This is a genomic window from Streptomyces sp. NBC_00252 (assembly GCF_036187565.1).
Lineage (GTDB): Bacteria > Actinomycetota > Actinomycetes > Streptomycetales > Streptomycetaceae > Streptomyces.
The window spans coordinates 8,856,957-8,881,616 of the sequence record NZ_CP108087.1; the positions used below are offsets into that span (position 1 = coordinate 8,856,957).

Here is a 24,660-nt window from a genome sequence, read left to right on the forward strand (position 1 = left end):
GGGTTGACCAGAGCCGGAAGGCCGTCAGCTGCCGGTGCCGGTCCTGCCCCAGTCCGGGCCCGCCCGCTCCCATGCCCGGTCCCAACGGGCGTACCTGCGGCGGATCATGCGCCACAGGACAAACCGTCTCGCGCTGTCGACGAGCCCGGCGGTCAGCAGTGCCGCGCCGAGCCCGGCGAGCACGGCGTGGGTCGTCGCCGTGGCCGCGTCCAGCGGGCGGGCCACTATGTGCCCGCGCTGGTCCGTCCAGAGCCTGAAGTGGTCGCCCGCGTGCGGGGTGTTGAGGCTCGCCATGACCGCGCCGTGCTGGGCGGTGCCGTCCGGGGCCGTCCAGTCGGCGAGGACGCGGCTGCGGATGTCCCGCGCGGTGGACGAGTCCGGGTCGGGGTCCAGCTCGGCACCCTTCAGCTTCCTGACCACCGTCGCCGTCACGGCGTGCCGGTCCGCGCGCTGCTCCCGCACCGACCGCTGCAGGCTGTCCTGCGCGATCGCGCCGACGAGCGAACCGATCACGGGTGCGGCGACCAGGACCAGCAGCATGACCACGAGAGCCAGCCACGCCTCGGCCAGATCGGTCGCGCGACGCAGCGGATTGTGCCGCCAGCGCCACAGACCCCTGATTGCTCCCACCGTCCCGCACCCCCTTCCCGCTCCGTCATAACTCCGCGCTCCGCCGTTCACCCAAGGGAGCCGCCAAAGAGAGAGCGAAATCACCTCTCCCCAGCCCTCTCATGAACTTCTCACGCGATCTCAACGACCGGGCCCACAGGGAGGGTTCCCGCCTCGCACCCCCACCGCGGAACTTCTCCGGCGCGACAAGCGGAACGCCGTCTACTCGAAGACGCGGACCGGATCGCCGACGCGGATCGTGCCGGTCGAGCGGGGCACCAGGTTCTGCCCGAAGACGAGCTTGCCGCCGATGCGGCGGTGCCGGGCCAGGGTGCGCAGCGGTTCTCTGCCGCGCTCGGCGGTGTGCTGGTCGGTGGTGGTCACGACGCAGCGCCCGCACTTCTTCGCGACCCGGAAGGCGACCTCGCCGATCGTGACCTCCGACCAGTCGTCCTCGGCCCAGGCCTCGGTGCCCGTGACGACCACATTGGGCCGGAACCGGTTCATGGGCAACGGTCCCTCGGCCGCGTGATCGCCTTGCGCGACAAGGGAGTTGAGGGCGTCGAGAGAGGCCTCCGAAGTCAGCAGCAACGGATAGCCGTCGGCGAAACTGACGGTCTCGCCGGGAAGCGCGTACTCCGGGTCGACGGGTCTGCGCGTGGCCGGGTCGTCCATGTGGACGAGCCGTACGCCGAGGCCCAGATAGTCGCCGCACCACCTGTGCGCGACATCCTGCGCCGGCACCGCGTCGACCTTCGTACCGAAGATCTCCATCGCCACGGTGGCGTCCGGCGCCGGGACGGGCACGGTCAACGGCTCACGGCCGGGCGCGGACAGACGAATGCCGCCGCCGGGCAGTAGCTCGGCGGCGGCCAGTGCGAGACGCGGGTGCTCGCGTTGCGTGACGACCTTTCCCCCGTCGTCGATCAGCACCCAGCGTCGGTCCCCGGCCAGTCCCCAAGGCTCCACGAGAGCCTCGCGGGGTGAAAAGCCCCGAAGTGCCTTGACCGGATGAACGTGGATCGACCGCAGCTCCGCATTCCCCATCGCTCCATCGTGCCAGGTGGCACCGACAACGCAGGGTGGGGATCAGTAACCGCGGTACTGCTGCTGGTTGTTGTACGGGTCCTGCTGCTGGTACGGCGCCGGGGCCGGGCGGGGAGCCGCCGGACGCATCGCCTCGTAGCCGGCCGGGGCCGCCATGGGGCGCGGCTGCTGTTGCTGCTGCGGGTAACCGCGCGGCGGGGCCTGCTGCGGGATGTAGGCGGCGGGCGCCTGCTGCAGCGGGGCGGGCTGCTGCGCCTGCGGATAGCCGCCGTAGGAAGCCTGCGAGGGTCCCGCCGGGAGGGCGGGGAGCGCCGACGGCAGCGCCGGAAGGTTGCTCCCCGGCATGTCGTAGGCGGCGGGGACCCGGATCGGGGCGATCTGCGGGGTGCCGCGCTCGGCCACGAGGGAGTCGTAGATCGGGGTGTCCGGGAAGGAGGCGGAGTAGTAGCCGCCGCCATAAGTGGAGCGGGGGGAGGTCATGGCACATAAGTTAAGCCCAGGATGTGCTGGTTGGGGAGACCGATAAGAGGGTTGTTTTCCGTGTCGGTGGCGGCACGGGATCCCCAATGCGAGCGAACTTGGCAAAAAAGGGCATCGACCAGTGTTCGGATCGGGTAAAAGCCGAGTTCCCGGCGGGTTACCAGCGGTTGACCGACGGTGTCCGGGCACCTCTCAGGAGCGGTTCGGCGCCCCGGGGAATAGGTTGTGCGGGTAGACACCCGTAGGGCTGCCGGGGTGTGTCCTGGCACGGTGACACGTGATGGGGGCAGGCATGTCAATGCCGAAAGGGTCGAATGTTCCGGTGCCGACGACGGCACTGCGCGTCGAATTGGGCTGGCGTTCAGGACCCGGCGTCCCCGACGCGGACGCCTCGGCCCTGCTGCTGGTCGACGGCAAGGTGCGCTCCGACGGCGACTTCGTCTTCTACAACCAGCCTGCGCACGCCTCCGGAGCGGTCCGCCACGAGGGCAAGGGCGGCGCGGGCGGGCAGGTGACCGACACGCTGCTCGTCGACCTCGCGCGCGTGGAGCCCGCCGTCGACCGCATCGTCCTCGCCGCCTCGGCCGATGGCGGAACGTTTGGCCGCGTCCCCGACCTCTACATCGAGGTCCGGGACGCCGCCCAGAACACTACGGTCGCGCGCTTCGACAGCACCGGCGCGACGGTCGAGACGGCGTTCGTGCTCGGCGAGTTCTACCGCCGCCAGGGCGCCTGGAAGTTCCGGGCCGTCGGCCAGGGCTACGACAGCGGACTCGGCGGCCTGGCAACCGACTTCGGCATCACCGTGGACGAGCCGCAGCAGTCGGCACCGGCCGCGACCATGCCACCGCCGTCCGGTCCGCCGGTGAACCTGCCGCCGCCCTCCGGGGCACCCGTGAACCTGCCGCCGCCGGTCCAGCCGCCCGTGACCATGCCTCCGCCGCCGGTCGCGCCCCCGGTGAGCCCGCCCCCTTCGGCGACCCCGGTGCGGCTCTCCAAGGTGACGCTCACCAAGGCGGCGCCCTCGGTCTCCCTGACCAAGCAGGGCGGCACCTCGGGAGCCCTGCGTGTGAACCTCAACTGGGAGGTGCGCAAGCAGTTCTCGGGCTGGGGCAGCAAGCGCGGCCGGGCGGTTGCGATGCACGCGGACCTCGACCTCGACCTGTGCGCCCTGTACGAACTCGCGGACGGCCGCAAGGGCGTCGTCCAGGCCCTCGGCAACGCGTACGGCTCCCTGCAGCGGCCCCCGTACATCCACCTCGACGGCGACGACCGCACCGGCGCCTCGGCGAGCGGCGAGAACCTCACGGTCAACCTCGACCACATCAAGGACTTCCGGCGGATCCTGGTCTTCGTGACCATCTACGAAGGCGCCCGTTCCTTCGCCGACCTGCACGCCACGGTCACGCTCCAGCCGCAGCACGGCGCCGCGATCGACTTCTCCCTCGACGAGTGCACGGTGCCCTCCACGGTGTGCGCGCTCGCCCTGATCACCAACACCGGGGGCGACCTCGTCGTCCAGCGCGAGGCCCGGTACCTCGTCCCGGACCGCGGGGTGAGCCCGCAGCGGACCGTCGACCGCGTCTACGGGTGGGGCATGAACTGGACCCCGGGTCGCAAGTGACCGCTCAGCTCTCCTCGCCGACGACGGCGTCCGGACGCGCGTAGGTGCGGCCCTTCCAGGCCGCACCGCGTCCCCTGTAGTGCTGCACCGCGGAATCGACGGTCATCAGGAGGTACAGAAACGCGGTGAACGGCAGCAGGGGAGCGAGCCGGAGCGGCTGCCCGTAGTAGCGGAGCATCGGGATGTACGTCCCGGTCATCACCAGCCACGCGAGCCCGCCGAGCACCGCAGTTGCCGTGCTTCCCGCCGCCAGACCTGCCAACAGCGCCACCGGGGGCACCAGATACACGAGCGCCAGGCCGATGACGGTGCCCAGGAGGAGCAGCGGGTTGTGCCGCAGTTGGGCGTACGCGCTGCGCGAGACCATGCGCCACAGGTCGTGCAGCCGGGGGTAAGGACGCACGCTGTCGACTCGTTCGGCGAGCCCCAGCCAGATGTGACCGCCGCCGCCCTTGACGGCCCGGGCGAGCGCCACGTCGTCGATCACCGCGTGCCGGATGGCGTCCGGGATCCGCGCCCGCTCCGCCGCGTCGGCGCGCAGCAGGACGCAGCCGCCCGCCGCGGCGGCCGTACGGGAACCCTTCCGGCCGATCCGGCGGAACGGATACAGCTGCGCGAAGAAGTAGACGAACGCCGGCACCACGAGCCGCTCCCACAGGCTCTCCACGCGCAGCCGCGCCATCAGCGACACGGCGTCGAAGCCACCGGTGCGCGCCGCCGCCACCAACTCCCGCAGGCTGTCCGGGGCATGGGCGATGTCCGCGTCCGTCAGGAGCAGGTACTCGGGTCCACGCGCGCGTGCCAGACCGATTCCGTGGCGTACGGCCCACAGCTTGCCGGTCCAGCCCGGGGGCGGTTCGCCGGGGGAGCCCACGGTCAGCGGCAGACCGCCGTGCCGGGACGCCAGTTCGCGGGCGACATCCCCGGTGCCGTCCGAACTGCCGTCGTCCACAAGGAAGATCTCCGCCCGCCCGGGATAGTCCTGGGCCAGCAGCGAGGGCAGGCTGTCGGGCAGGACGGCGGCCTCGTCGCGGGCCGGGACGACGACACAGACCGACGGCCAGTCGTCCGGGTCGGTACGGGCCGGAAGTCTGATGTCCGTGCGCCAGAAGAAGCCCTGACAGCACAGCAGCCACAGCCAGGCGGCGAGTGATCCGGCGGCGATCCACACGAAGGCGCTCACGGGCGCAGTCTGCCCCACGGGACCGGGTCCGCAGAGGCCATCGTCTATCGTGGCCGGGTGAAGATCGCGCTGATGGACTCCGGAATCGGCCTTCTGGCGGCCACCGCCGCGGTACGGCGGGTACGCCCCGACGCGGACCTGGTGCTCTCCCTGGACCCCGACGGCATGCCCTGGGGACCGAGGACCCCGGAAGATCTCACGCAGCGCGCGCTGGCCGTCGCCGAGGCCGCCGCCGCGCACCGGCCCGACGCCCTGATCGTCGGCTGCAACACGGCGACCGTGCACGCGCTGACGGCCCTGCGCGACCGCCTGGAACCCGGCATCCCGGTCATCGGCACCGTCCCGGCGATCAAGCCGGCCGCCGCCGGTGGCACGCCCTTCGCGATCTGGGCGACGCCCGCCACCACCGGCAGCCCCTACCAGCGCGGCCTCATCGCGGACTTCGCCGACGGCGTCCGGGTCACCGAGGTGCCGTGCTGGGGACTGGCCGAAGCCGTGGAACATGGTGACGAGGCGGCCATCGACGCCGCCGTCGCCGCGGCCGCCGAGCTGACCCCCGACGATGTAACGACCGTCGTCCTGGGCTGCACCCATTACGAACTGGTCGCCGAGCGTATCCGCGCCGCCGTGCAGCGTCCCGACCGCCCGCCGCTCGTCCTGCACGGCTCCGCCGACGCGGTGGCCGCCCAGGCGCTGCGCCGGATCGGCGCTCAGCCCGCCCCGGACGCGGCGGCCGACGGCACCCTCACGGTGATCCTGAACGGCCGTGAGGGCGAGCTGCCCGCCGCGGCCTCGACCTACGCCGAGGGACGGCTCCTGCGGACCGTGGCCCCCGCGCACTGACCTATGGCGATGGATCGACGCCGTACCGGCGCGCACATCCGCCGTGCCGCCACGTAAAACGGTCACTCTCCGCAACGCCGTACCCGCGCAGCGAAACCTGAGTAGTCTCGTAGGCATGAGGGACCACCCCCGCGACGAAATCTTCCCGCAGGCCGAGATCTGGACCGGAAGCGCCACGAACCGGTTCCAGTGGCTGCTGGCGCTCGCCGGTGCCGCCTGCATGGCGCTCGGCATCGAGCTGGCCGTGGACTCCGCCTGGACGTCCGGCATCGCCCCGCTCGTCATGTCCGTCGTCGGGTGCATCGCCGCCGGGCTGCTGATGATGTTCGGCACGCTCGCCTTCGTGCACGTGGGCCTGAAGGTCGACACGGAGTCCCTCGAGGTGCGCTGCGGCCACATCGGTGTGCCGCGCCGCCGCATCCCCCTCGCGAGCGTCGCGGGCGCCGAGTTCGCCCCGCACGTCACCCCGCGCCAGTGGGGCGGCTGGGGCTACCGCTGGCGGCCCGAGAAGGGCACCGCCGTCGTCGTACGCCGTGGTGAGGGCATCGTGCTGCGCCTGTGGGACGGGCACACGTTCACGATCACCGTGGACAACGCGGAGGCGGCCGTACGGATCATCACGGCCCGGCTGGTGCCGCCCACGCCCGGCGCGTTGCTCTGACACCCTCTTGGTCGTCAGGGGGCCAGACGGTCGCCACGCGCGTGTGCGTCCGGTCTGGTGTGTGAGGCGTCCTCGGCGATCGGATGGGCCGTCGCCAGCCCGGCCAGGAAACCCGCGCCGACCGACACCGAGGTGAAGCTCAGCGCGTTGCCGACCGAGGCGACGAGCGCGAGCCCCGTCAGCGCCGCGGCCGCGGTGAGCGCGATCGGGGTGGAGCGTGTGGTGCGCCACAGAGCGTGCAGGATCCAGCCGTAGGCCGCCGCCAGCAGGAGCACGCCGACGATTCCCTGCTCGGCCGCCAGCTGGAGCGGCGCGGAGTGCGGTTTGCCGTCCGGCAGCAGCGCCTCGGCCGCCGCGCTGCTCAGCTCGCCGAAGCGCCCGGGGCCCACTCCGGTGGAGGAGTCCTGGTGTGCCATGTGCAGGGCGTCCTGCCACAGCTGGATCCGGTGCGGGGTCAGCTGGCCCTCCAGGGACGCGGTCAGTCCGTCCGGGAGCACGTTTCCGGCCAGCGCCCAGGACACGCCGGTCACCAGCACCGTGGCCAGGCCCAGGCCCGCGATGCCCGGGCCGCGGTGGCGCAGCCGGCCGGCCGCGAGCGAGCACAGCAGGACCGCCGTGCACAGGAGGAATCCGGTGCTCGATCCCAGGACGGCCGCGGTGACGGTGATCCCGGCCGCTAGCAGCCCCAGCGCGAGCCGCAGGACCGGTGCCGTGGCGGCCCAGGCCGCGCAGCACGCCGAACCCGCGGCCACGGTCAGCAGGGCCGCGGTCGCCCCGGCGTGCCCGAGCGGGACGACGAACTGGGGGCCCGGGGCGAGATGCGGTTCGGCCAGCGCCAGCCCGAGTCCGGCCAACGCCCCGACACAGGGCGCGGCGACCGGCACGAGCGCCCCGGAGATCCGCCCCGACGCGTAACCGGCGGCGACCGCGAGGACCGCGAGCAGCACCCCCTCGGGCCTGCCGTCGTGCAGGGCCGCGGTGATCAGCGACCACGCGGCACATGATCCGAGCACGACGATGCCCGCGGCATCCGAAACGTTTCGTCTCTCACTGTCGGCGTCCGGACCGGTCGCCGACGCCATCCCCGTGGAACTCACCCCGCCGCCCCCTGAACCAGGCCGCCCCCGACCCGTGACCGGCCCCCGACCGTCCTGGCCTGGACCGACCGTGCGACAGGGGCTCCGGCTCACCGTAACGGCTCATGGCCGATTTGTGGACGAGTTGCGCAGGAACGGTACGGCTGCGGCCCTGTTCAGTGCCCTGCGCCGCCGTCCGGACCGTGCTGTCGGGTCCAAGGTCGACGGCCGTACACTCCCGGAGTGACCGTCACCGCAACTTCCGTGGACGAGTCGGACCAGCTGGAGCCGAAGGCCGCGCCCGGATCGCGCCTCGCCCGCCTCGTCCGTCTGGTCCCGGCCGCCGTAGCAGCGCTCTCCGGAGTGCTGCTCTACGTCAGTTTTCCGCCACGCACCCTGTGGTGGCTGGCGCTGCCCGCGTTCGCCTGCTTCGGGTGGGTGCTGCGGGGCCGCAGCTGGAAGGCGGGGCTCGGTCTGGGCTACCTCTTCGGCCTCGGATTCCTGCTGCCGCTGCTGGTGTGGACCGGCGTGGAGGTCGGTCCCGGGCCGTGGATCGCGCTGGTCGCGGTCGAGGCGATCTTCGTCGCGCTGGTCGGCGCCGGCATCACCGCGATCTCGAAGCTCCCCGCCTGGCCGCTGTGGGCGGCGGCACTATGGATCGCCGGTGAGGCGGTACGCGCGCGTGTCCCCTTCCACGGCTTCCCCTGGGGCAAGATCGCCTTCGGCCAGGCGGACGGCGTCTTCCTCCCGCTCGCCGCGGTGGGCGGCACCCCGGTCCTCGGCTTCGCCGTCGTCCTGTGCGGCTTCGGTCTCTACGAGGTCGTGCGGCTGGCCCTGGAGAGCCGGCGGACCCGGGTCGTACGGCGGTCCGCAGCGACCGTGGCCCTGCTGAGCGTCGCCGTACCCGTGGTGGGCGCGCTGGCCGCGCGGGGCCTGGTCAGCGACAAGGCCGAGGACGGCACCACGACGGTCGCGGTCATCCAGGGCAACGTCCCGCGCGCGGGGCTGGAGTTCAACGCCCAGCGGCGTGCCGTGCTCGACTACCACGTCAAGGAGACCCTGCGGCTGGCCGCGAAGGTCAAGGCGGGCAAGGTCGCGAAGCCGGACGTCGTCCTGTGGCCGGAGAACTCCTCCGACGTCGACCCCTTCGCCGACGCCCAGGCGTACACCGACATCGACGAGGCGGCCAAGGCGATCGGCGCCCCTATCTCGGTCGGCGGTGTCGTGGAGCGCGACGGCAAGCTCTACAACGAGCAGATTCTCTGGGACCCGGTGAAGGGCCCGACCGACACCTACGACAAGCGGCAGATCCAGCCCTTCGGGGAGTACCTGCCGATGCGCTCGCTCCTGGGGACCATCAACAAGAACTGGACCACCATGGTCCGCCAGGACTTCAGCCGGGGCACCAAGCCGGGCGTCTTCACCATGAACGGCGCCAAGATCGGCCTGGTCACCTGCTACGAGGCCGCCTTCGACTGGGCCGTGCGCTCCGAGGTCACCGACGGCGCCCAGCTGATCTCCGTGCCCAGCAACAACGCGACCTTCGACCGCAGCGAGATGACCTACCAGCAGCTCGCGATGTCCCGGGTCCGCGCGGTCGAGCACAGCCGGACCGTCACCGTCCCGGTGACCAGCGGCGTCAGCGCGATCATCATGCCCGACGGGAAGATCACCCAGAAGACCGGCATGTTCGTCGCCGACTCCCTGGTCCAGAAGGTGCCGCTGCGCTCCTCCGAGACCCCGGCCACCAAGCTCGGCATCCTGCCGGAGATGGCCCTGGTGCTCATCGCCGCGGGCGGCCTCGGCTGGGCGGTCGCCGCCGGGGTGCGCGGGCGGCGCGCGGGCGGCGTGTAGCCGTACGCCTCTGGTACGCCCGCCCCGCGCGCGGCAGTTCGTGGAGTGGCCATGGATCGTCCCGTTAGGGTCGGAACATGGCTACTCCTGATTTCATCCGTACGATCCGGGCCTCGGCCGGGCATCAACTGCTGTGGCTCCCCGGGGTCAGCGCCGTCGTGTTCGACGACGCGGGTCGCGTCCTGCTGGGCAAGCGGGCGGACAACCACGAGTGGGCGCTGCCGTCCGGCATTCCCGAGCCCGGGGAGCAGCCCGCCGTCTGCGCGGTGCGCGAGGTGTTCGAGGAGACGGCCGTCGAATGCGTCGCGGAACGGGTCGTCGTGGTGCAGGCCGGGGGACCGGTCAGCTATCCCAACGGCGACGCCTGCCAGTTCATGGACATCACGCTGCAGTGCCGGGCCGTCGGCGGTGAGGCGGCCGTGAACGACGACGAGTCGCTGGAGGTCGGCTGGTTCGAGCTGGACGCGCTGCCCGAGCTGAGCGATCACCAGCTGTTCCGGATCAAGCAGACCCTGGCCGATGCACCCACATGGTTCGACACCACGAGTTCTGACTGAAGTATGTGGGCTGCCCATATGTGGTGGGGCAGGGGCGCTGTCTAGGCTCGCCCTATGACCGTGCCCCACGCCCTCCCAGGTCCCCACGCCGGCCTCCTCGACCTCAGCGGCCGAACCGCCCTCGTCACCGGTGCCGCCGGCGGCATCGGCAGCGCCTGCACCCTGCGGCTCGCCGCAGCCGGGGCGAAGGTCAGAGCCCTCGACGTGGACGCCCCGGGACTGGCCGCCCTAGCCGAACGGGCCCGGGACCTCGCGGGCACCGTCGAGCCGCACGAACTCGACCTCACCGACCTGGACGCCGCCGAGCATGCCGCCGCCGGCACGGACGTCCTGGTGAACAACGCGGGGCTCCAACTGGTGCGCCCCATCGAGGAGTTCCCGCCCGACGTCTTCCACACGGTGCTCACGGTGATGCTGGAGGCGCCCTTCCGGCTCATCCGCGGCGCCCTGCCCCACATGTACGGCCAGGGCTGGGGCCGGATCGTCAACGTGTCCTCCGTCCACGGACTGCGCGCCTCCGCCTTCAAATCCGCGTACGTGGCCGCCAAACACGGTCTGGAGGGACTCTCCAAGACCGCCGCCCTCGAAGGCGCACCCCACGGCGTCACCTCGAACTGTGTGAACCCCGGCTATGTGCGCACCCCCCTCGTCGAACGCCAACTCACCGACCAGGCACAGGCGCACGGCATCCCCGAGGAACGCGTCCTGAGCGAGGTCCTCCTCCAGGACAGCGCGGTCAAACGGCTCATCGAACCCGAGGAGGTCGCCGAGGCCGTGGCCTACCTGTGCGGCCCGCACACGTCCTTCGTCACCGGCACCTCGCTGGTGCTGGACGGCGGCTGGACCGTGCACTGAAGCACCCGGTGCGCGGGCCACGGCGAGTTATCCACAGGCCTGACCGGCCGGCCCGGCGATGGGGAATCCTGTGAGCATGTCCAGCGATCACGTGCAGTCCGCCGAGCGCTCCCCCACCGCCACCGGCGCCGCAGCGCGACCGAGCAGTGCCGAGGCACCGTTCCTGGAGCTGCTCGCCCGGGGCGCCTCCGCCGACGCCTATGAGCAGCCCGTGCTGCTCGCCCGCGCCGAGGGTAGAGCGGCCGGACTGATCGCCGGGCTCGAATACGCCAAGACCCTCGCGCTGCGCGTGCGTTCGGAGCTGGAGGGACGCCGACGGCGCGAGGCCGAGCTGTCCGCGCTCTTCGAGACGGCCCACGACCTCGCAGGACTGCGCGACCTGGACGCCGTACTGCAGGCGATCGTCCAGCGCGCCCGCTCGCTCCTCGGCACCGACGTCGCCTACCTCAGCCTCAACGACCCGGCCAGGGGCGACACTTACCTGCGAGTGACCGAGGGTTCGGTCGCGGCCCGCTTCCAGCAGCTGCGGCTGGGCATGGGGGAGGGGCTCGGCGGACTCGTGGCCCAGACGGCACGGCCGTACTTCACCGACGACTACTTCAGGGACGAGCGCTTCGAGCACACCGTCACCATCGACTCCGGTGTACGGGACGAGGGGCTGGTGGCGATCCTCGGTGTGCCGCTGATGCTCGGGCACCGGGTGATCGGGGTGCTGTTCGCGGCGGACCGGCGGGCGCGGGTCTTCGAGCGCGAGCAGATCGCACTGCTCGGCTCCTTCGCCGCACTCGCGGCGGCCGCCATGGACACCGCGAACCTGCGCCTCCTCGGCCGAACCGGAGACGGTGCAGCCGCCGAGGACTTCGGCTTCCTCGGGCTGCTCCTCGCCGGGGACCGGGACATCGGCGGCTTCGTCGATCGGACCATCGGAGAGGTCGTGCGGTACGACGAGCGGCGCGGTACGGATCTGCTGCGCACGCTGGACGCCTACTTCGCCTGCGGGATGAGCCCGGCCCGGACGAAGGACGACCTGCACGTCCACGTGAACACGGTTGCCCAGCGGCTGGAGCGCGTGGGCCAGCTCCTGGGCGAGGACTGGCAGGAACCGGCCCGTGTGCTGGAGGTTCAACTCGCGCTGAGACTAAGGAGATTGGCGGCTCCGGTGCGGCGGTGATCGGGGTGGGGCGCGGAGGCCGGTCAGGCTTGTGACGGGTGCGGGGCTCTACTGCTCCACGGGTGCGTCAGGTGAGGGGGTTCGACTGCGGAGGAGGGTGGCGAGGGCCAGGAGCGCGGAACACAGGGCGGCCGTGCCGCAGACGACGAAGCCGATCGAGTAGCCGTGACCGAGGGCGTCCAGGGCGAGTGGATGGAGGTCGGCCAGTTTCGGGGAGGCCGCCGAGGCGCCGTTCACCGCGAGGGGTCCGCCTTCTTCCAGTACGGCCGTGCCCGCGCCCTTCAGCGCCTGGGGCAGCGCGGAGTCGTGCAGGGAGGCGGAGAAGCTGTCGGCCGCGCGGCTCAGGGCGACGGCGCCGATGACGGCGGGGCCGAGGGTGAAGCCGAAGTCCCGGAGCAGGTTGGTGGTGGCGCTCGCCATACCTGCCAGATGGGTCGGCACGGTGTTGACGGCCGTCGCCGTGATCGACGAGACGGTGACGGAGAAGCCCAGGCCGACGAGGCCGAGCGGGAGGATCAGGGAGGTGAAGGCGGTGTCGGTGATCGGCAGGGTGGCCGCCCAGTAGTCGCCCGCGGCCATCAACAGCAGCCCCGTGCCCAGGAGGAGACCCGGCGTGACGGTGCGCAGGAGTCGTTCCGTGAGCGGCAGCATCACCAGGGTGATGCCGTTGAGCAGGACGAAGGCCAGGCCTGTGCGCATCGGTGCCTGGTCCTGGACCGGGCCGAGCCGGATGCTGACGGAGTAGGCGGTGCCCAGGAAGGCGAACATGCCGACCACGGCGACGACCGAGGCCACCGCGAAGGCGCGGTTGCGGAACAGGTCCAGGCGCAGGAGTGGGGACTTGGCCCGTTTCTCGGCCAGGACGAAGCCGGCGAGGAACACGGCGGCGAGGACGAACGCGATGACGATCGAGGGGGAGGACCAGCCGTCCGTCGGGCCCTGGATGATGGCGTAGAGCAGGGCGAACAGGCCGAGGCCGATGGTCAGTTGGCCTGCGAGGTCGAGTGAACGGCCTTCGGGCGCGCTGGAGTCGGTGGCGAACAGGGCGCTGACGGCGGCGCTCGCGGCGGCGATGACGGTGACCACGACGAAGGACCAGCGCCAGGAGCCGTAGGTGGCGGTGACGCCGCCGAGCAGCGGGGCGAGGAAGCCGCCGGTGGAGAGGAGGGCGGCCCACATCGCGATGACCCGGGCGCGCTGGGCGGGGGAGGTGGTACCGGCGGCCAGGATCGCCAGCGAGGTCGGGAACAGGGCGGCGGCGCCGAGGCCTGCCAGGGCCTGCCCGGTCCAGAGTTGATGGACGCCGGAGGAGGTGGCGCTGACCAGTTCGCCCACGGCCAGCAGCGAGGCGCCGCCGACCAGCAGCCGCTTGCGGCCGAAGAGGTCGCCGAGCAGCCCGAAGGTCAGCTCCAGGACCGCGACCGGGAGCAGGAACGCGTCGGAGATCCAGGTGAGTTGGGAGCCGACCGGGTTCAGGTCGGACTGGAACAGGCCGTTGAGGGTGGCCGGTATCGCCAGACCGATCTGGGCCAGGCAGACGGCGAGGAGACCGGCGACCAGGGTGCCGGTGGTGAGTCCGGGGCCGGTGGCTGTTCTGGTGGAAGGTTCGGTCGTCATGGACACGGGGGCTCCTGGGGCGCGCGGGGTGCGTATGGGGAGGGGGCGCTTTGGCGGGCGTCGGTGCGGCGGTGCAGCCGATGGTCCGGTGATTCCGGATCAGCGGGTACCGGTCAGGCGGCTCGGCCGGTAGTCGGTGAAAGCGGCTCCGTCGAGGCCCAAGTCGTCGGCGCTTCGCTGGAGTTGGGTGGCCGTGGCGGAGTTGTCCCAGTGGTGGGTGTTCAGGCGGTGTTCCACGGCGTGCAGGCCGGCGACGACTTCGGCGGTGGTGAAGTTGCAGTGGCTCTGGCGGGCGACGTAGGCCTGGCGCAGGAGGGCGGAGTCGCCGGCCGTGTGCACTCGTGCGGCGAAGGCCGATTCCTGTTCCACGGGGACCAGTTGGTCGGCGGTGGTGTGGAGGTCGAGGAGTGGCACGGACAGGCCCTGGCCGGCGGTCGAGGTCCGCTTCAGGTGGGTTACGGCGGCGGGGTCGGCCGCGATGTCCGCGCCTCGGGTGAGCCGGTTCAGGTCGGTGCGCAGGTCGAGGCCGGCGTCGCGGTAGAGGGACTTGACCTGCTTGGCGTGGGCGGACGTGCGCAGCAGGCCGGCGTAGTCGACGCCCTTGTTCCAGGACGTGTTGCCGCCTGCGGACTGCTCGACCGACCAGCGTGCCGGGACGATGAACGCGAGCAGGCCCTCGGCCAGCCAGGCGTACTGCTGTGCCTCCTGGCCCGCGAAGTCGCCCCGCGCGGGCGGCTGTTGACCGGGGGCCCAGTCGGCCAGGTTGAGGTAGGCGGCGGCCAGGGCGATCCGGGCGCGGCCCGCCGGGGTCTGTTGCGCTGTCTCCACGGCCTTGGTGAGTCGGTCGGCCAGGGCGGCGGCCTCCGTCTGGTTGCCGAGGTTCACCAAGTCGTCGGCGTCGGCGGGGTCGAAGAACGTGGCCAGGGTGTACTCGGCGTCCAGCTGGTAGTTGTCCAGGTCGACACCGCCCGCGACCAGACCGCAGAGGCCGAGCGCGCCGTCGACGCGGCCCGCGCCGTCGCGGGCGATCCGGGCGTTGACGAGTCCGCCCATGGACTGGCCCACCGAGATGACGCGGGTGGGGGTGCCGACCTGGCGGCGGAAGGCGGTGAGCGTGGCGAACTGGTCGTGCTCGGCCGAATCCAGCGCCCACATCGAGCCGTTGGGGTCGTAGGAGGAACCGGCGAGGGCGTAACCGGCGGCCAGCAGGGCCTGGCTCACGGCGGGCGAGGGGGAGTCGGCGGCGGTGGTCGGGCCGAAACCGTGGCTGAACAGCAGCAGGGTGCCGTTCCACTGCTGGGGTGTGTCCGCGATCCAGGTGGCGCCGTCGGTCAGCGTGCCGGTGTAGTGGCCGGCCGCGGTGGTGGCGTGGGCGCCGGTCACCGGGCCGAGGAGGGCGGTCGCGAGGGCGGTCGCGCAGGCGGCGGCGAGGGTCGAAAGACGGGGTCGGGGCATGGCGGCGGCTCCGCGAGTCGAGTGGGGACCGAGTGGGGGAGCGTGCTGGACGAGCGGTGCGAATGTAGGGCTCGTTTTTAACCGCCGTCAATAGAGTGACCAATAATGAGGCGGACGGGTCCGTGTGGAGGGCGTGCGGGGACCCGGTGCTGTGACGCAAGGCGTCCGTGGGTCGGCTTGGTGGCGTGGGGGCTGTAGGGGTCCTGCCCGGATCAGTCCAGGGTCAGGGTGTCCAGCAGGCGGCCGGCGGCGCGGGCAGCCGGGCGGTCCCAGCGGCTGGCCAGGCCGCGGAAGACGGTCTCCGCCTGGGCGGCGGGCCAGTCTCCGGGGAGGTGTTCGGCGGGCAGGTGCGGGTCCCGTCGTACCAGGTCCAACCAGTCGGTGTGCAGCAGGAGTTGACCCGCGAGGTCGTCGCCCGAGGCCGCGGCGGGCAGGGGGTCGGTGCGGTCCCAGCGGTCCAGGAACGCCCGGTACCGCGCGCCGATGGCCGGCACGTCGAAGGCCTGCTCCAGGACCTCGCGGACGTCGGTCGGTGACTCCACCTCCGCCCGGAACACCCGCAGGTACGGTTCCAGGCCGAGGCCTGTCACCATCTCGCGGACGTCGACCGGGGCCGGTGCCACCCAGAGGCCGTTCTGCAGGGGGCCGAAGCCCGCCCAGATCAGGCGGGAGCGCAGGTCGTGGCGTTCACGGCTCCACGCCTCGGGCAGGGAGAAGCCGACCATCGTCCAGCGGCCGTCCCAGTCCCGGTTCACCGCGCCGGTGCGCCAGACTCGGTCCTTGCCGTCCGTCAGCACCTGGACGGCGTGCGGTGTCAGTGCGAAGTACGTCTTCCGGCCCTGGCGGCGGCGCTCCAGCAGATCGCGTTTGACCATGCGGTTCAGGGTCGTGCGTACGGCTTCCTCGGTGCTCCCGACTCGTCCGAGAGCGGCGATCACGCTGCCCGACGACACGGCGACGGGCCGCCCCAGCACGTGGACGCCGAAGAAGGTCAGCATCAGGGACTGGGTACGCGGCTCGGGACCGCTCTCGGCGGCGGGTCCGGCGGCGACGTCGACAGTGGTCACGGGCACAGCGTAGGCCGGGGGCGGGCGTGTGGTGCCGGTGTTTCGTGAACTGTGTCAATCATGTGATGGCAATCGGGAATCTGGCGAATGAGGTCACCAGCTGCTCCGCCAGCCCGCCAGCCCGCCAGCCCGCCAGCCCGCCAGCCGGTTTCCGCTGACCCCGCGTTGCTCAGAAAGCGAACGCCTCCGTCAGCCGCAGCGTGTAGCCGTCCTCTTCCATCAGGACGACCGTGACGCCGAACGGGGAGGGGTGGTCCAGTTCGAGGGGCGTGAAGGAGTAGTCGACCGCGGCCTGGACGGGCGCCGGCAGGGTGCCGCCGGGCTGGGGAGCCGGGGTCGGCTGCCAGTTCGGTTCGGCCGACGATGCGTCCTCGGCGTAGGGGAACTGGTGGAGCGTGTGGCCGTCCTTCGTGGCGTGCACCATGTTGAGGCAGGGCGACGGGCCGTCGGCGGGCAGTTCGCAGGCCGTGGCGACGTCGCGGGTCTCCCAGGCGAGGACGATCTCGTCGGAGCTCGCCGCCGCCGCGATGTTGGAGAGCGACGCGATCGCGGTGAGCGCGTCCTCGGGGCTCTTCGCGGGGCGTTGCCAGATCAGGCCGACCAACTCACCGCGTACGAGCGGCATGATGACCGGGCGGGGTACGGCACCCTCGCTGAGACCCGCGACGTACGCGCTCTTCATCGACTCCGTCAGCGCGTCGAACGTACGCGTGTCCATGAACTCCCCATCCGCAGCGGCTGTGTGGGGGTCCATTCTGCCCTCGGCGCGGAGTGCCGGAAGCCGCCCTTGGGCATGAAAGAGGCCCCGGCTGGACGGGGGAGACCAGCCGGGGCCGTACGTGGTGACAGCGGAGGGCGGTCGCCTCTCGGCGAGTGGCTCCATGGGGCTTCAGCCGAACGATCGCCCCCATGGGCTATAGGTGAGGCCCGGGGACACTGTCCCCTCCGCAGCCACGTACTCAAGAACGGGCGACCGCCGCCGATTGTTCCCGCCGACATCCCACCGACGGGTGTGAGCTGCGGAACACCCTTGCGGAAGCCCCCTGTCGGACACCTGCTGCGGGAAACCCCGGGGAGAGCACCCAGCCCGGACCCCCCGAGCCGCCCCCTCCGCCGAGCACGCCGCCCGGACCACCCCGAGCCGCCCCCGCCGAGCACCCCGCCCAGAACCCCCACCCGCACCACCTCAGTCGACGTACTCCGCGACCAAGCTCGCAAATTCATCCGGAGTGGCAAGCCGCACCCCGAGGCTCTCCGCCTTGACCCGCTTCGACCCCGCGTTCTCTCCGGCCACGACCAGGGCCGTCTTCTTCGAGACGCTGGACGACGAACGACCACCCGCGCGCTCGATGAGTTCGTTCATCTGGTTGCGGCTGAGCTTCTCCAGGGGGCCGGTCATCGCGCCGGTGACGACCACCGTCATCCCGGCCAGCGGACCGGCGTCGGTCGGGTCGGTGCCTTCCGGGGACTCGGCCGCGCCGTCGTCCGTCGTGGGTGCGGGCGGGGTCGCTCCGGGCTCGGTCATGTTGACGCCCGCGGCGGTGAGCTTGTCGATGAGCGGGGCGAGGTCGGCCAGTTCGGCGACGATCGACGGGGCCTTCTCCGTGCCGATGCCGTCGACCCGTTGCATCGCATCCGCGTCGGCGGCGCGCAGGGTGTCCATGGTCGCGAAGTACCGGGCGATACGGCGGGACATGGAGCGCCCGGTGCCGCGCACCCCGAGCGCGCACAGGACCCGGGAGAGCGGCTGGCCCTTGGCCGCGGTGATGGCGGCGAGGAGGTTGTCGGTGCTGGTCTCGCCCATCCGCTCCAGGCCCAGGAGCTGCTCACGGGTGAGGGCGAACAGGTCGGCGAGATCGGCGACCAGGCCGGCGTCGACGAGCTGGACGACGCGGGTGTGGCCCAGGCCCTCGATGTCGAGCTGGTCGCGGCCGGCGGCGTAGGAGAGAGCGGCGACCAGGTGGCAGTTGCGGCCCTGTTCGCAGCGCCAGCGCAGTTCGCTGGTGTCGATGCCGGAGCCGCAGCGCGGGCACACCTCGGGGAACACGATGGGCTGTTCCTCGCCGGTGCGCAGATGCGCGACCGGGGCCTCGATGCGGGGGATCACGTCACCGGCGCGATGGACCATGACGTGGTCGCCCAGGCGCAGGTCTCGGCGGGTGATGTCACCGGGGTTGTGGAGCGTGGCGTAGGTGATGGTGGCGCCGTCGATCTCGACCGGCTCCAGGACGGCGCGCGGGGCGATGATGCCGGTGCGGCCCACGTTCCACTCGACCTCCAGCAGCCGGGTGATCTTCTCCACGGCGGGCAGCTTGTACGCGATGGCCCAGCGCGGGGCCCGCGATCCCGACCCGGCGGCCTGCTGGTCGGCGGCGAGGTCGGCCTTGATGACGATCCCGTCGATACCGAAGGGCAGTTGGGCCCGCAGCGCGGCGATCTCCTGGACCCGGGTCAGCACCTGCTCGACCGTGTCGGCGGTGATGCCGGGCACGTCGGTGGTCGCGGTGGTGTTGACGCCGTAGGCGGCGGCCTGGGCCATGAGGTCGCTGTGGGCGCTCTCGACCAGCCGGGCCGCGAGTCCGGGCTCGGTGTCGGGGAGGGGCAGCAGGCCGTAGCCGAAGAACGTCATCGGCACCGTGTAGGCGCGCTCCTTGGCGCGCAGGGTGCCCGCGGACGCGCCGCGCGGGTTGGCGAACGGCTGGCCGCCGTGTGCGGTGCGGACCTCGTTGCCGTGCTCGAACTGGGCGGTGGTCATGAGGACTTCGCCGCGCACCTCCACGGTGACCGGCTCGGCCAGCTCCTGCGGCAGGCCCTCGATGGTGCCGATCGCGTGGCTGACGTCCTCACCGGCCGTGCCGTCGCCGCGCGTGACGAGGCGGGTGAGACGGCCGCGCGTGTAACGGGCGGCGATCGCGAGGCCGTCGAGCTTCGGCTCCACGCTGAACCGTGTGACCTCGTGGTCGATTCTTCGCGCCAGCGAGGCGGTCCAGGTGGTGAACTCCTCCGGCGAGAACACGTTGTCCAGGCTCAGCATCGCGACCGTGTGCGGGACATCGCCCTCGACCGCGCCACCGGCGACCTTCCCACTGGGCGAGTCGGGCAGCACGTGCTCGGGATGCTCGGCCTCCCACGCGGCGATGCCGCGCACCAGCCGGTCGTAGGAGTCGTCGTCGAGGCTGGAGGAACCGCCGGCGTAGTAGGCGGCCGACGCCTTCACCGCGTCCTCGACCGCCTGCGCGTAGGCGGCGGCATCCATGATCACAGCTGCGGGAGTTGTCATGACTCACATCCTGCCTGCCGCCACTGACAACGCGCCTGACGTGCGGGTTTCCGTGCCGCCGCCGACCCGTCCGAGGGTGTCCCGACAGCGGGCGGACGCCCCCTCGCCCGTGCACGAGGAGGCGTCCGGATCCGTGCTCAGCCGAGCCCGCGGCTGTACCCCCAGGCGGTCGTGTCGAGGGTGTCCTCGAAGCCGGTGAACGGTTCCTGCGGGGTGTACGAGTCGGTGGTGAAGTCGACGTCCACGTCGTCCGCCGTACCGCCGGTCCCGTCCGCCCCGACACCGAGCATCTGGGCGATGTTGCCGCCCTGGTCCATCAGGTTCGCGGTGTCGTCGCTGGTCGGTGTGCCAGTCCCCGTGGGGTCACGGGGTCACGGGACGTGACTTTCATCGCCCCGCTTGTTGGTCGATTAATAAAGTTGCCTCGTTGCACTTTTGTAGCGAGTCTGCTTTTGTGGAGTCGGAAGAGTCACCGGGAGCGGCACCACACCCCCGGCCCGGCACCCCTGTAGCCCCTGCCTCCCTCCCCCTCCCGCTACCTGAAATGAGGTGGTCAGCCATGTCTGTCCCCACTTCCACAGCCGCGCCCGGCGCGACCGATCCGCGGGTTCGCTGGACGCTGCTCGGCGTGATGCTCGCGATGCTGCTGGCGATGCTCGACAACAACGTGGTGGGTACCGCGATGCCGACGATCGTCGGCGACCTCGGGGGACTCGCCCACATCTCCTGGGTGGTGACCGCGTACACCCTCACCACCGCCATCTCCACCCCGATCTGGGGCAAGTTCGGCGACCTGTACGGACGCAAGCGGCTCTTCCTCGGCTCGATCGTCGTGTTTCTCGTCGCGTCGGCCCTGGCCGGAACGGCTCAGTCCATGGGGCAGTTGATCGGTTTCCGGGCCCTGCAGGGTGTGGGTGCTGGAGGTCTGGGCGCCGGGGCGTTCGCCCTGATCGCCTCTCTCGTCCCGCCCCGCGAACGCGGCCGATACCAGGGCATGACCGCGACCCTCATGGCCATCGGGACCGTCGGAGGCCCGCTGCTCGGCGGTGTGATCACCGGTCATCTGGGCTGGCGTTGGGCCTTCTACGTCAACATCCCGCTCGGCCTGGTCGCCCTGGTCTGGGTGCAGGTGATGCTGCACCTGCCCGCCACCCGCGTCCGGGCCCGTATCGACTGGGCGGGCATCGCGTTGATGACCGCGGCCATCGGTTCCCTTGTCCTGGGGGCGACTTGGGCGGGCGCCACCTACGCCTGGGGCTCCTGGCAGGTGCTGTCGGCCTTCGCGGTCTTCCTCGTCGCGGCGGTCGCGTTCATCGCCGTTCAACGCCGGGCGCCCGAACCGGTGTTGCCCCCGCGCGTCTTCACCGAGCAGCGCAACTTCCCGCTCGCCATCGGGCTGTTGCTCGTGGCCGGTGTGGTGATGTTCGGCTGCTCCCTGTACATGCCGCTGTTCCAGCAGACCGTGCAGGGCGCCTCGGCCACCAACTCCGGTTTGTTGCTGCTGCCGTTGATGATCCCGGTCGCACTGGTGGCCACCGTCGCAGGCAAGGTCATGTCGGCCACCGGCCGATACAAGATCTTCCCCGTCGTCGGTACGGCCTGTCTGACCGTCGGAACCGCGCTGCTGGCCACGATGGACACGTCGACTCCCCGTGCGCTGACCAGTGTCTATCTGGTCCTCGTAGGGATCGGCCTGGGCTTCACGCTCCAGATGTCGACCACCATCGCGCAGAACAGCGTCGAGTTGCGGGACATGGGCGCGGCCTCCGCCGCCACCAACCTCTTCCGCACACTGGGCGGTTCACTCGGCGTCGCCGTCTTCGGCTCCCTGCTCACGGCCGCCACCGGGCACGGGTCGACCGGCGAGGGCGGTTCCACGGCCACGACCTACCGGCATGCCGTGGCCACCGGTACGAGCCACATCTTCCTCACCATGGCCGTCGTCTGCGCCGTGGGCTTCCTGATGGCGCTGGCCGTCAAGGAGGTTCCCCTGCGCGGGAGGTCCGCGACGGTTCCGGCGCAGGGCACCGCCGCAGCTGTAGCGGCCGACAACTGAACCGCAGCGGCGGTCGGTTGTCGCAGCGGGCCGCCAACTCGCCTGCTGAGCAGGGCGATTCTCCCGAGATCCGACCATCACCCGGCGGCCACCGCACTCACGCGGCCACGCCAGACACCTCCAGGCCACGCGCCCCCACCCACGCACCCGCACACCCGCACACCCAAGGAGAACCACCATGAACAGCACCCCCACCCCCATCGCCATCATCGGCGCCGGCCCCGGCGGCCTCACCTGCGCCCGCGTGCTCCAGCTCCACGGCATCGACGTCACCGTCTACGACGCGGACGCCTCCGCTACCGTCCGTAACCAGGGCGGCACCCTCGACATGCAGCCCGACACCGGCCAACACGCTCTGCGGGCGGCCGAGTTGTGGGACGAGTTCGCGAATCTCGCCCGGCCCGAGGGCGAGCAGATGCGGCTGGTCGCCCGGGACGGCGGCATCGTGTTCGACAGCGCGCCGTCGGAGGACGGCCGGGGCAACCCCGAGATCGACCGCGGTCAGTTGCGCGAGATCCTGCTCAACTCCCTTGCCCCGAACACCATCCGCTGGGGCCACAAACTGGAGCGGGCCGAACCGATCGGCGACGGCCGGCACCGGCTCCACTTCGCCCACGGCGACACCGCCGAGGCCGACCTCGTCATCGGGGCCGACGGCGCCTGGTCCCGGGTGCGGCGGCTGCTGTCCGACGCCGTGCCCGTCTACTCCGGCGTCACGTTCGTCGAGACCGGCGTGGAGGACGCCGACGCCCGCCACCCGGAACTCGCCGAACTCGCGGGCAACGGCACGATGATGGCCCTCGACGACAACCTCGGAATTGTCGCCCAGCGCAACAGCGGCGGCCACATCCGGGTCTACGCCGGGATGCGCGTCCCCGAGGACTGGCACGTCCGCACCGGCGTCGACCTCGCCGACACCGCCGCCGTACGCGAAGCACTCCTGGCCCGTTTCGCCGGCTGGAGCCCGGCGTTGCTCCGCTACCTCACGGGCACGGATGCCGGGTACGTCAACCGTCCCCTGTACGCCCTTCCGGTCCCGCACACCTGGGAGCGCACGGCCGGTGTCACCCTGCTCGGGGACGCGGCGCACCTGATGTCCCCGTTCTCCGGCATGGGCGCCAACCTCGCCATGCGTGACGGCGCGGACCTCGCCCGGGCGCTCGCCGACCACCACGGCGTCGACGAGGCGGTCACCGCGTACGAGAAGGTGCTGCTGCCCAGGTCCGTAGAGGCAGCGGAGGGTGCCGCCGAGGGGATCGCCAGTGCCTTCGCGCCCGACAGTGCCGAACAGGCCCGGGCTCATATGACGAGCCGTCACTGACCCGCGCCCTGACGGCTGAAACCGGTCGGTTGGGTGTGACCCATGCGTCCGGTGAGTAGTGGCTGTCTGTTACCTCTACTATGTCGGGGTCCGGTCCGGGTGTGTAGTCCGAGGACTGGTGTCGCGCCCCGATCGGCCAACGGGGTTGGAGCCCAGCCGAGTTGACCTCACGGTGGATCTGGTGACTGTCGGTTCCACTCAAGGAGGACATGTCCCGTGCTTGCGCTCGATGGCTCCGACCCATCGCACATAGGCCGCTACCGTCTGGTCGGCAGACTCGGCGAGGGCGGTATGGGGAGGGTGTACCTCGCGCGGTCGCCGGGTGGCCGTCCCGCCGCCGTCAAGGTGATCAACGATCGCCTCCGCGAAGACGAACACGCGCTCAGCCGGTTCCGCCGCGAGGTGGAGACCCTGGCCACGGTCCGCAGCGCCTACACCGCGTCGCTGATCGACGCGGAGCTGGACACACCGCCGTACTGGTTCGCCACCGAGTACGTGCCGGGGCCGACGCTGCACGCCGCGGTCGTCACCCATGGACCGCTCCCTGCCGACCTGGCCCGGGTCATGCTGGCCGCGCTGGCCGAGGGGCTTGACGCCATTCACGTCCGGGGCGTGTGGCACCGGGACCTCAAGCCGCTCAACGTCATCCTCTCCGCCACCGGCCCGCAGTTGATCGACTTCGGCATCGCCAAGGACACCGGCGCCTCCAACCTCACCCAGGTCGGCGGCGCGATGGGCAGTCCCGGGTACATCGCCCCGGAGACGATCACCGGCGGTGAGACCGGCCCGGGCGCGGACGTGTTCGCGCTCGGGGCCACCCTGGCGTTCGCGGTGACCGGCCGACCGCCTTACGGGGACGGGCCGTTCGCGGCCGTGACCTACCGCTCCGTGCACGGCGAGATCGACCTCAACGGCGTGGACCCGGGCGTCGCCGAGCTGATCGAGGCCTGTGTGCAGAGCGATCCCGCCCTGCGTCCCACTCCGCACCGCATCGTCGAACTCTGCCGCGCCGAGGCCGACCTGGTCCATCACCCCGCCTACCAACGCGCCCTGGCCGTGGGCTCGTTGGCGGACCGGGAGCGTGCCATGACGGTCGTCGACGGCGGGGTGTCCCACCCGCCGGACGCGGTGACGGCCTTCGCTCCGCATACGGCGGGGAGCACGGCCGGTGCCCGCGAAGGCCACGGCGTCACCCTGCTCGCGCCGGACGCGGGACACCTCACCGCCGCATGGCCGCACGACGCAGGCGCCCCCGGTCCTCACCCGGGAACCCAGCCGGGCGGCGGACGTGCCCCGAGCAGCCGTCGGTGGCTCTGGGTCGGCATCGGCGCGGCCTCACTGGTCGTCGCGGGATCCTCCGCGCTGTACCTGTCCCACGCCTTCGACGACAGCAAGGACTCCGCCTCCCCGCATGTCACCCCGTCCGCCAGCGCGGGCCGCGCCGCCCAGGTGTCGGCCGCCCCGTCCGACAGCGGGGCGACGGCGTCGCCTTCTCCTTCCCCCTCCGCCTCGGACACAGGCACCCACCTGCCCGACGCCGTGGTGGTGAAGCCCCCCTTCACGTTCGACGTCGGCAAGGTCATCGAGACCGTACGCTCGAAACTGATCATGCAGCCGGACGGCAACCTCGTGCTCTACGACGCATCGGGCACGGCGCATTGGGCGAGCAAGACCCAGGGCGAGGGCAACACGGCCGTGTTCCAGTCGGACGGCAACCTCGTGATCTACGACGCCCAACAGCAGCCGCTGTGGAGCAGCAACACGCAGGGCGCATCCGGGGCCGTGCTCAAGATCCTGGAGAACGGCAACATGGTCATCGCGACCGACACCCAGGTCGTCTGGCAGACGAACACCGCCAGCTGAGGGCCTGGGCGATGCCGGGTCGACCTAGTGAACTCGACTGA

At 71.5% G+C, this 24,660-nt stretch carries 21 protein-coding genes; 10 read left to right on the top strand and 11 right to left on the bottom strand.

Features of this window, described 5'->3' with window-relative positions; genetic code table 11:
- Positions 1-24 precede the first annotated feature (24 nt).
- The 3 genes from OHT77_RS39345 to OHT77_RS39355 all read right to left on the bottom strand — a co-directional run bounded on the left by OHT77_RS39345 (position 25) and on the right by OHT77_RS39355 (position 2,136).
- Positions 25-630 (bottom strand): Rv1733c family protein, encoded by a 606-nt coding sequence (locus tag OHT77_RS39345; RefSeq protein WP_328833125.1) that lies wholly within the window; start codon positions 628-630, stop codon positions 25-27.
- Between the two features lie 201 nt (positions 631-831).
- Entirely contained in the window at positions 832-1,656 is an 825-nt protein-coding gene (locus OHT77_RS39350) for an MOSC domain-containing protein (RefSeq protein ID WP_328833127.1), read from the bottom strand.
- 42 nt (positions 1,657-1,698) lie between these two features.
- The gene (locus OHT77_RS39355; protein ID WP_328833128.1) at positions 1,699-2,136 is read right to left on the bottom strand and encodes a DUF6643 family protein; all 438 of its coding nucleotides are present in this window, start codon (positions 2,134-2,136) and stop codon (positions 1,699-1,701) included.
- 298 nt (positions 2,137-2,434) lie between these two features.
- Between OHT77_RS39355 and OHT77_RS39360 the strand changes: the two genes are divergently transcribed.
- On the top strand, positions 2,435-3,760 hold the full coding sequence (locus OHT77_RS39360; RefSeq protein WP_328834457.1) for a TerD family protein: 1,326 nt from the start codon (positions 2,435-2,437) through the stop codon (positions 3,758-3,760).
- Positions 3,761-3,764: 4 nt separating this feature from the next.
- On the opposite strand, the gene OHT77_RS39365 is transcribed toward OHT77_RS39360, so the two are convergent.
- Positions 3,765-4,931 carry a glycosyltransferase gene (locus OHT77_RS39365; RefSeq protein ID WP_328834458.1) on the bottom strand — a complete coding sequence of 389 codons (1,167 nt, stop codon included), beginning with the start codon at positions 4,929-4,931 and terminating at the stop codon, positions 3,765-3,767.
- 69 nt (positions 4,932-5,000) lie between these two features.
- Between OHT77_RS39365 and OHT77_RS39370 the strand changes: the two genes are divergently transcribed.
- Both OHT77_RS39370 and OHT77_RS39375 read left to right on the top strand, forming a co-directional pair.
- On the top strand, positions 5,001-5,786 hold the full coding sequence (locus OHT77_RS39370) for a glutamate racemase (RefSeq protein WP_328833129.1): 786 nt from the start codon (positions 5,001-5,003) through the stop codon (positions 5,784-5,786).
- A 115-nt stretch (positions 5,787-5,901) separates the two neighbouring features.
- The gene (locus tag OHT77_RS39375) at positions 5,902-6,447 is read left to right on the top strand and encodes a hypothetical protein (protein WP_328833130.1); all 546 of its coding nucleotides are present in this window, start codon (positions 5,902-5,904) and stop codon (positions 6,445-6,447) included.
- 14 nt (positions 6,448-6,461) lie between these two features.
- Here OHT77_RS39375 and OHT77_RS39380 read toward each other — a convergent pair whose 3' ends face one another.
- Complete coding sequence (locus OHT77_RS39380; protein WP_328834459.1) at positions 6,462-7,529, bottom strand: O-antigen ligase family protein; 1,068 nt, start codon at positions 7,527-7,529, stop codon at positions 6,462-6,464.
- 237 nt (positions 7,530-7,766) lie between these two features.
- Here OHT77_RS39380 and lnt point away from each other — a divergent pair, with 237 nt between their 5' ends.
- From lnt to OHT77_RS39400, 4 genes are all read left to right on the top strand, one after another.
- Complete coding sequence (gene lnt / locus OHT77_RS39385) at positions 7,767-9,377, top strand: apolipoprotein N-acyltransferase (protein ID WP_328833131.1); 1,611 nt, start codon at positions 7,767-7,769, stop codon at positions 9,375-9,377.
- Between the two features lie 77 nt (positions 9,378-9,454).
- Complete coding sequence (locus tag OHT77_RS39390) at positions 9,455-9,934, top strand: NUDIX hydrolase (protein ID WP_328833132.1); 480 nt, start codon at positions 9,455-9,457, stop codon at positions 9,932-9,934.
- 54 nt (positions 9,935-9,988) lie between these two features.
- Positions 9,989-10,789 (top strand): 3-hydroxybutyrate dehydrogenase, encoded by an 801-nt coding sequence (locus OHT77_RS39395; RefSeq protein WP_328833133.1) that lies wholly within the window; start codon positions 9,989-9,991, stop codon positions 10,787-10,789.
- Positions 10,790-10,865: 76 nt separating this feature from the next.
- Positions 10,866-11,960: a helix-turn-helix domain-containing protein gene (locus OHT77_RS39400; RefSeq protein WP_328833134.1), complete on the top strand. Its 1,095-nt coding sequence runs from the start codon at positions 10,866-10,868 to the stop codon at positions 11,958-11,960.
- 48 nt (positions 11,961-12,008) lie between these two features.
- Here the strand turns inward: OHT77_RS39400 and OHT77_RS39405 are convergent, their stop codons facing one another.
- The 6 genes from OHT77_RS39405 to OHT77_RS39430 all read right to left on the bottom strand — a co-directional run bounded on the left by OHT77_RS39405 (position 12,009) and on the right by OHT77_RS39430 (position 19,696).
- The gene (locus tag OHT77_RS39405; RefSeq protein ID WP_328833135.1) at positions 12,009-13,577 is read right to left on the bottom strand and encodes an MFS transporter; all 1,569 of its coding nucleotides are present in this window, start codon (positions 13,575-13,577) and stop codon (positions 12,009-12,011) included.
- 99 nt (positions 13,578-13,676) lie between these two features.
- Positions 13,677-15,032, bottom strand: a complete 1,356-nt coding sequence (locus tag OHT77_RS39410; RefSeq protein WP_328833136.1) for an alpha/beta hydrolase — start codon at positions 15,030-15,032, stop codon at positions 13,677-13,679.
- A 212-nt stretch (positions 15,033-15,244) separates the two neighbouring features.
- Positions 15,245-16,105, bottom strand: coding sequence for a PaaX family transcriptional regulator (locus OHT77_RS39415; protein ID WP_328833137.1), 861 nt, complete (start codon positions 16,103-16,105; stop codon positions 15,245-15,247).
- 163 nt (positions 16,106-16,268) lie between these two features.
- Positions 16,269-16,817 carry a hypothetical protein gene (locus OHT77_RS39420; protein WP_328833138.1) on the bottom strand — a complete coding sequence of 183 codons (549 nt, stop codon included), beginning with the start codon at positions 16,815-16,817 and terminating at the stop codon, positions 16,269-16,271.
- 468 nt (positions 16,818-17,285) lie between these two features.
- Entirely contained in the window at positions 17,286-19,379 is a 2,094-nt protein-coding gene (ligA, locus tag OHT77_RS39425) for an NAD-dependent DNA ligase LigA (protein ID WP_328833139.1), read from the bottom strand.
- Positions 19,380-19,516: 137 nt separating this feature from the next.
- Complete coding sequence (locus OHT77_RS39430; protein WP_328833140.1) at positions 19,517-19,696, bottom strand: hypothetical protein; 180 nt, start codon at positions 19,694-19,696, stop codon at positions 19,517-19,519.
- Between the two features lie 242 nt (positions 19,697-19,938).
- On the opposite strand from OHT77_RS39430, the gene OHT77_RS39435 reads away from it, so the two are divergent.
- From OHT77_RS39435 to OHT77_RS39445, 3 genes are all read left to right on the top strand, one after another.
- Positions 19,939-21,435 (top strand): MDR family MFS transporter, encoded by a 1,497-nt coding sequence (locus tag OHT77_RS39435; RefSeq protein ID WP_328833142.1) that lies wholly within the window; start codon positions 19,939-19,941, stop codon positions 21,433-21,435.
- A gap of 178 nt (positions 21,436-21,613) precedes the next feature.
- Entirely contained in the window at positions 21,614-22,756 is a 1,143-nt protein-coding gene (locus tag OHT77_RS39440) for an FAD-dependent oxidoreductase (RefSeq protein ID WP_328833143.1), read from the top strand.
- Between the two features lie 216 nt (positions 22,757-22,972).
- Positions 22,973-24,619: a protein kinase domain-containing protein gene (locus OHT77_RS39445; protein WP_328833144.1), complete on the top strand. Its 1,647-nt coding sequence runs from the start codon at positions 22,973-22,975 to the stop codon at positions 24,617-24,619.
- Positions 24,620-24,660 lie beyond the last annotated feature (41 nt).

Bases quoted from the DNA above. Each gene is read 5' to 3' on its own strand.
- ligA (WP_328833139.1), bottom strand. From the start codon at position 19,379: ATGACAACTCCCGCAGCTGTGATCATGGATGCCGCCGCCTACGCGCAG.
- OHT77_RS39360 (WP_328834457.1), top strand. From the start codon at position 2,435: ATGCCGAAAGGGTCGAATGTTCCGGTGCCGACGACGGCACTGCGCGTC.
- OHT77_RS39390 (WP_328833132.1), top strand. From the start codon at position 9,455: ATGGCTACTCCTGATTTCATCCGTACGATCCGGGCCTCGGCCGGGCAT.
- OHT77_RS39375 (WP_328833130.1), top strand. From the start codon at position 5,902: ATGAGGGACCACCCCCGCGACGAAATCTTCCCGCAGGCCGAGATCTGG.
- OHT77_RS39355 (WP_328833128.1), bottom strand. From the start codon at position 2,136: ATGACCTCCCCCCGCTCCACTTATGGCGGCGGCTACTACTCCGCCTCC.
- OHT77_RS39420 (WP_328833138.1), bottom strand. From the start codon at position 16,817: ATGGACACGCGTACGTTCGACGCGCTGACGGAGTCGATGAAGAGCGCG.
- OHT77_RS39350 (WP_328833127.1), bottom strand. From the start codon at position 1,656: ATGGGGAATGCGGAGCTGCGGTCGATCCACGTTCATCCGGTCAAGGCA.
- OHT77_RS39430 (WP_328833140.1), bottom strand. From the start codon at position 19,696: ATGGACCAGGGCGGCAACATCGCCCAGATGCTCGGTGTCGGGGCGGAC.
- OHT77_RS39395 (WP_328833133.1), top strand. From the start codon at position 9,989: ATGACCGTGCCCCACGCCCTCCCAGGTCCCCACGCCGGCCTCCTCGAC.
- OHT77_RS39435 (WP_328833142.1), top strand. From the start codon at position 19,939: ATGTCTGTCCCCACTTCCACAGCCGCGCCCGGCGCGACCGATCCGCGG.
- OHT77_RS39410 (WP_328833136.1), bottom strand. From the start codon at position 15,032: ATGCCCCGACCCCGTCTTTCGACCCTCGCCGCCGCCTGCGCGACCGCC.
- OHT77_RS39440 (WP_328833143.1), top strand. From the start codon at position 21,614: ATGAACAGCACCCCCACCCCCATCGCCATCATCGGCGCCGGCCCCGGC.
- OHT77_RS39405 (WP_328833135.1), bottom strand. From the start codon at position 13,577: ATGACGACCGAACCTTCCACCAGAACAGCCACCGGCCCCGGACTCACC.
- OHT77_RS39400 (WP_328833134.1), top strand. From the start codon at position 10,866: ATGTCCAGCGATCACGTGCAGTCCGCCGAGCGCTCCCCCACCGCCACC.
- OHT77_RS39380 (WP_328834459.1), bottom strand. From the start codon at position 7,529: ATGGCGTCGGCGACCGGTCCGGACGCCGACAGTGAGAGACGAAACGTT.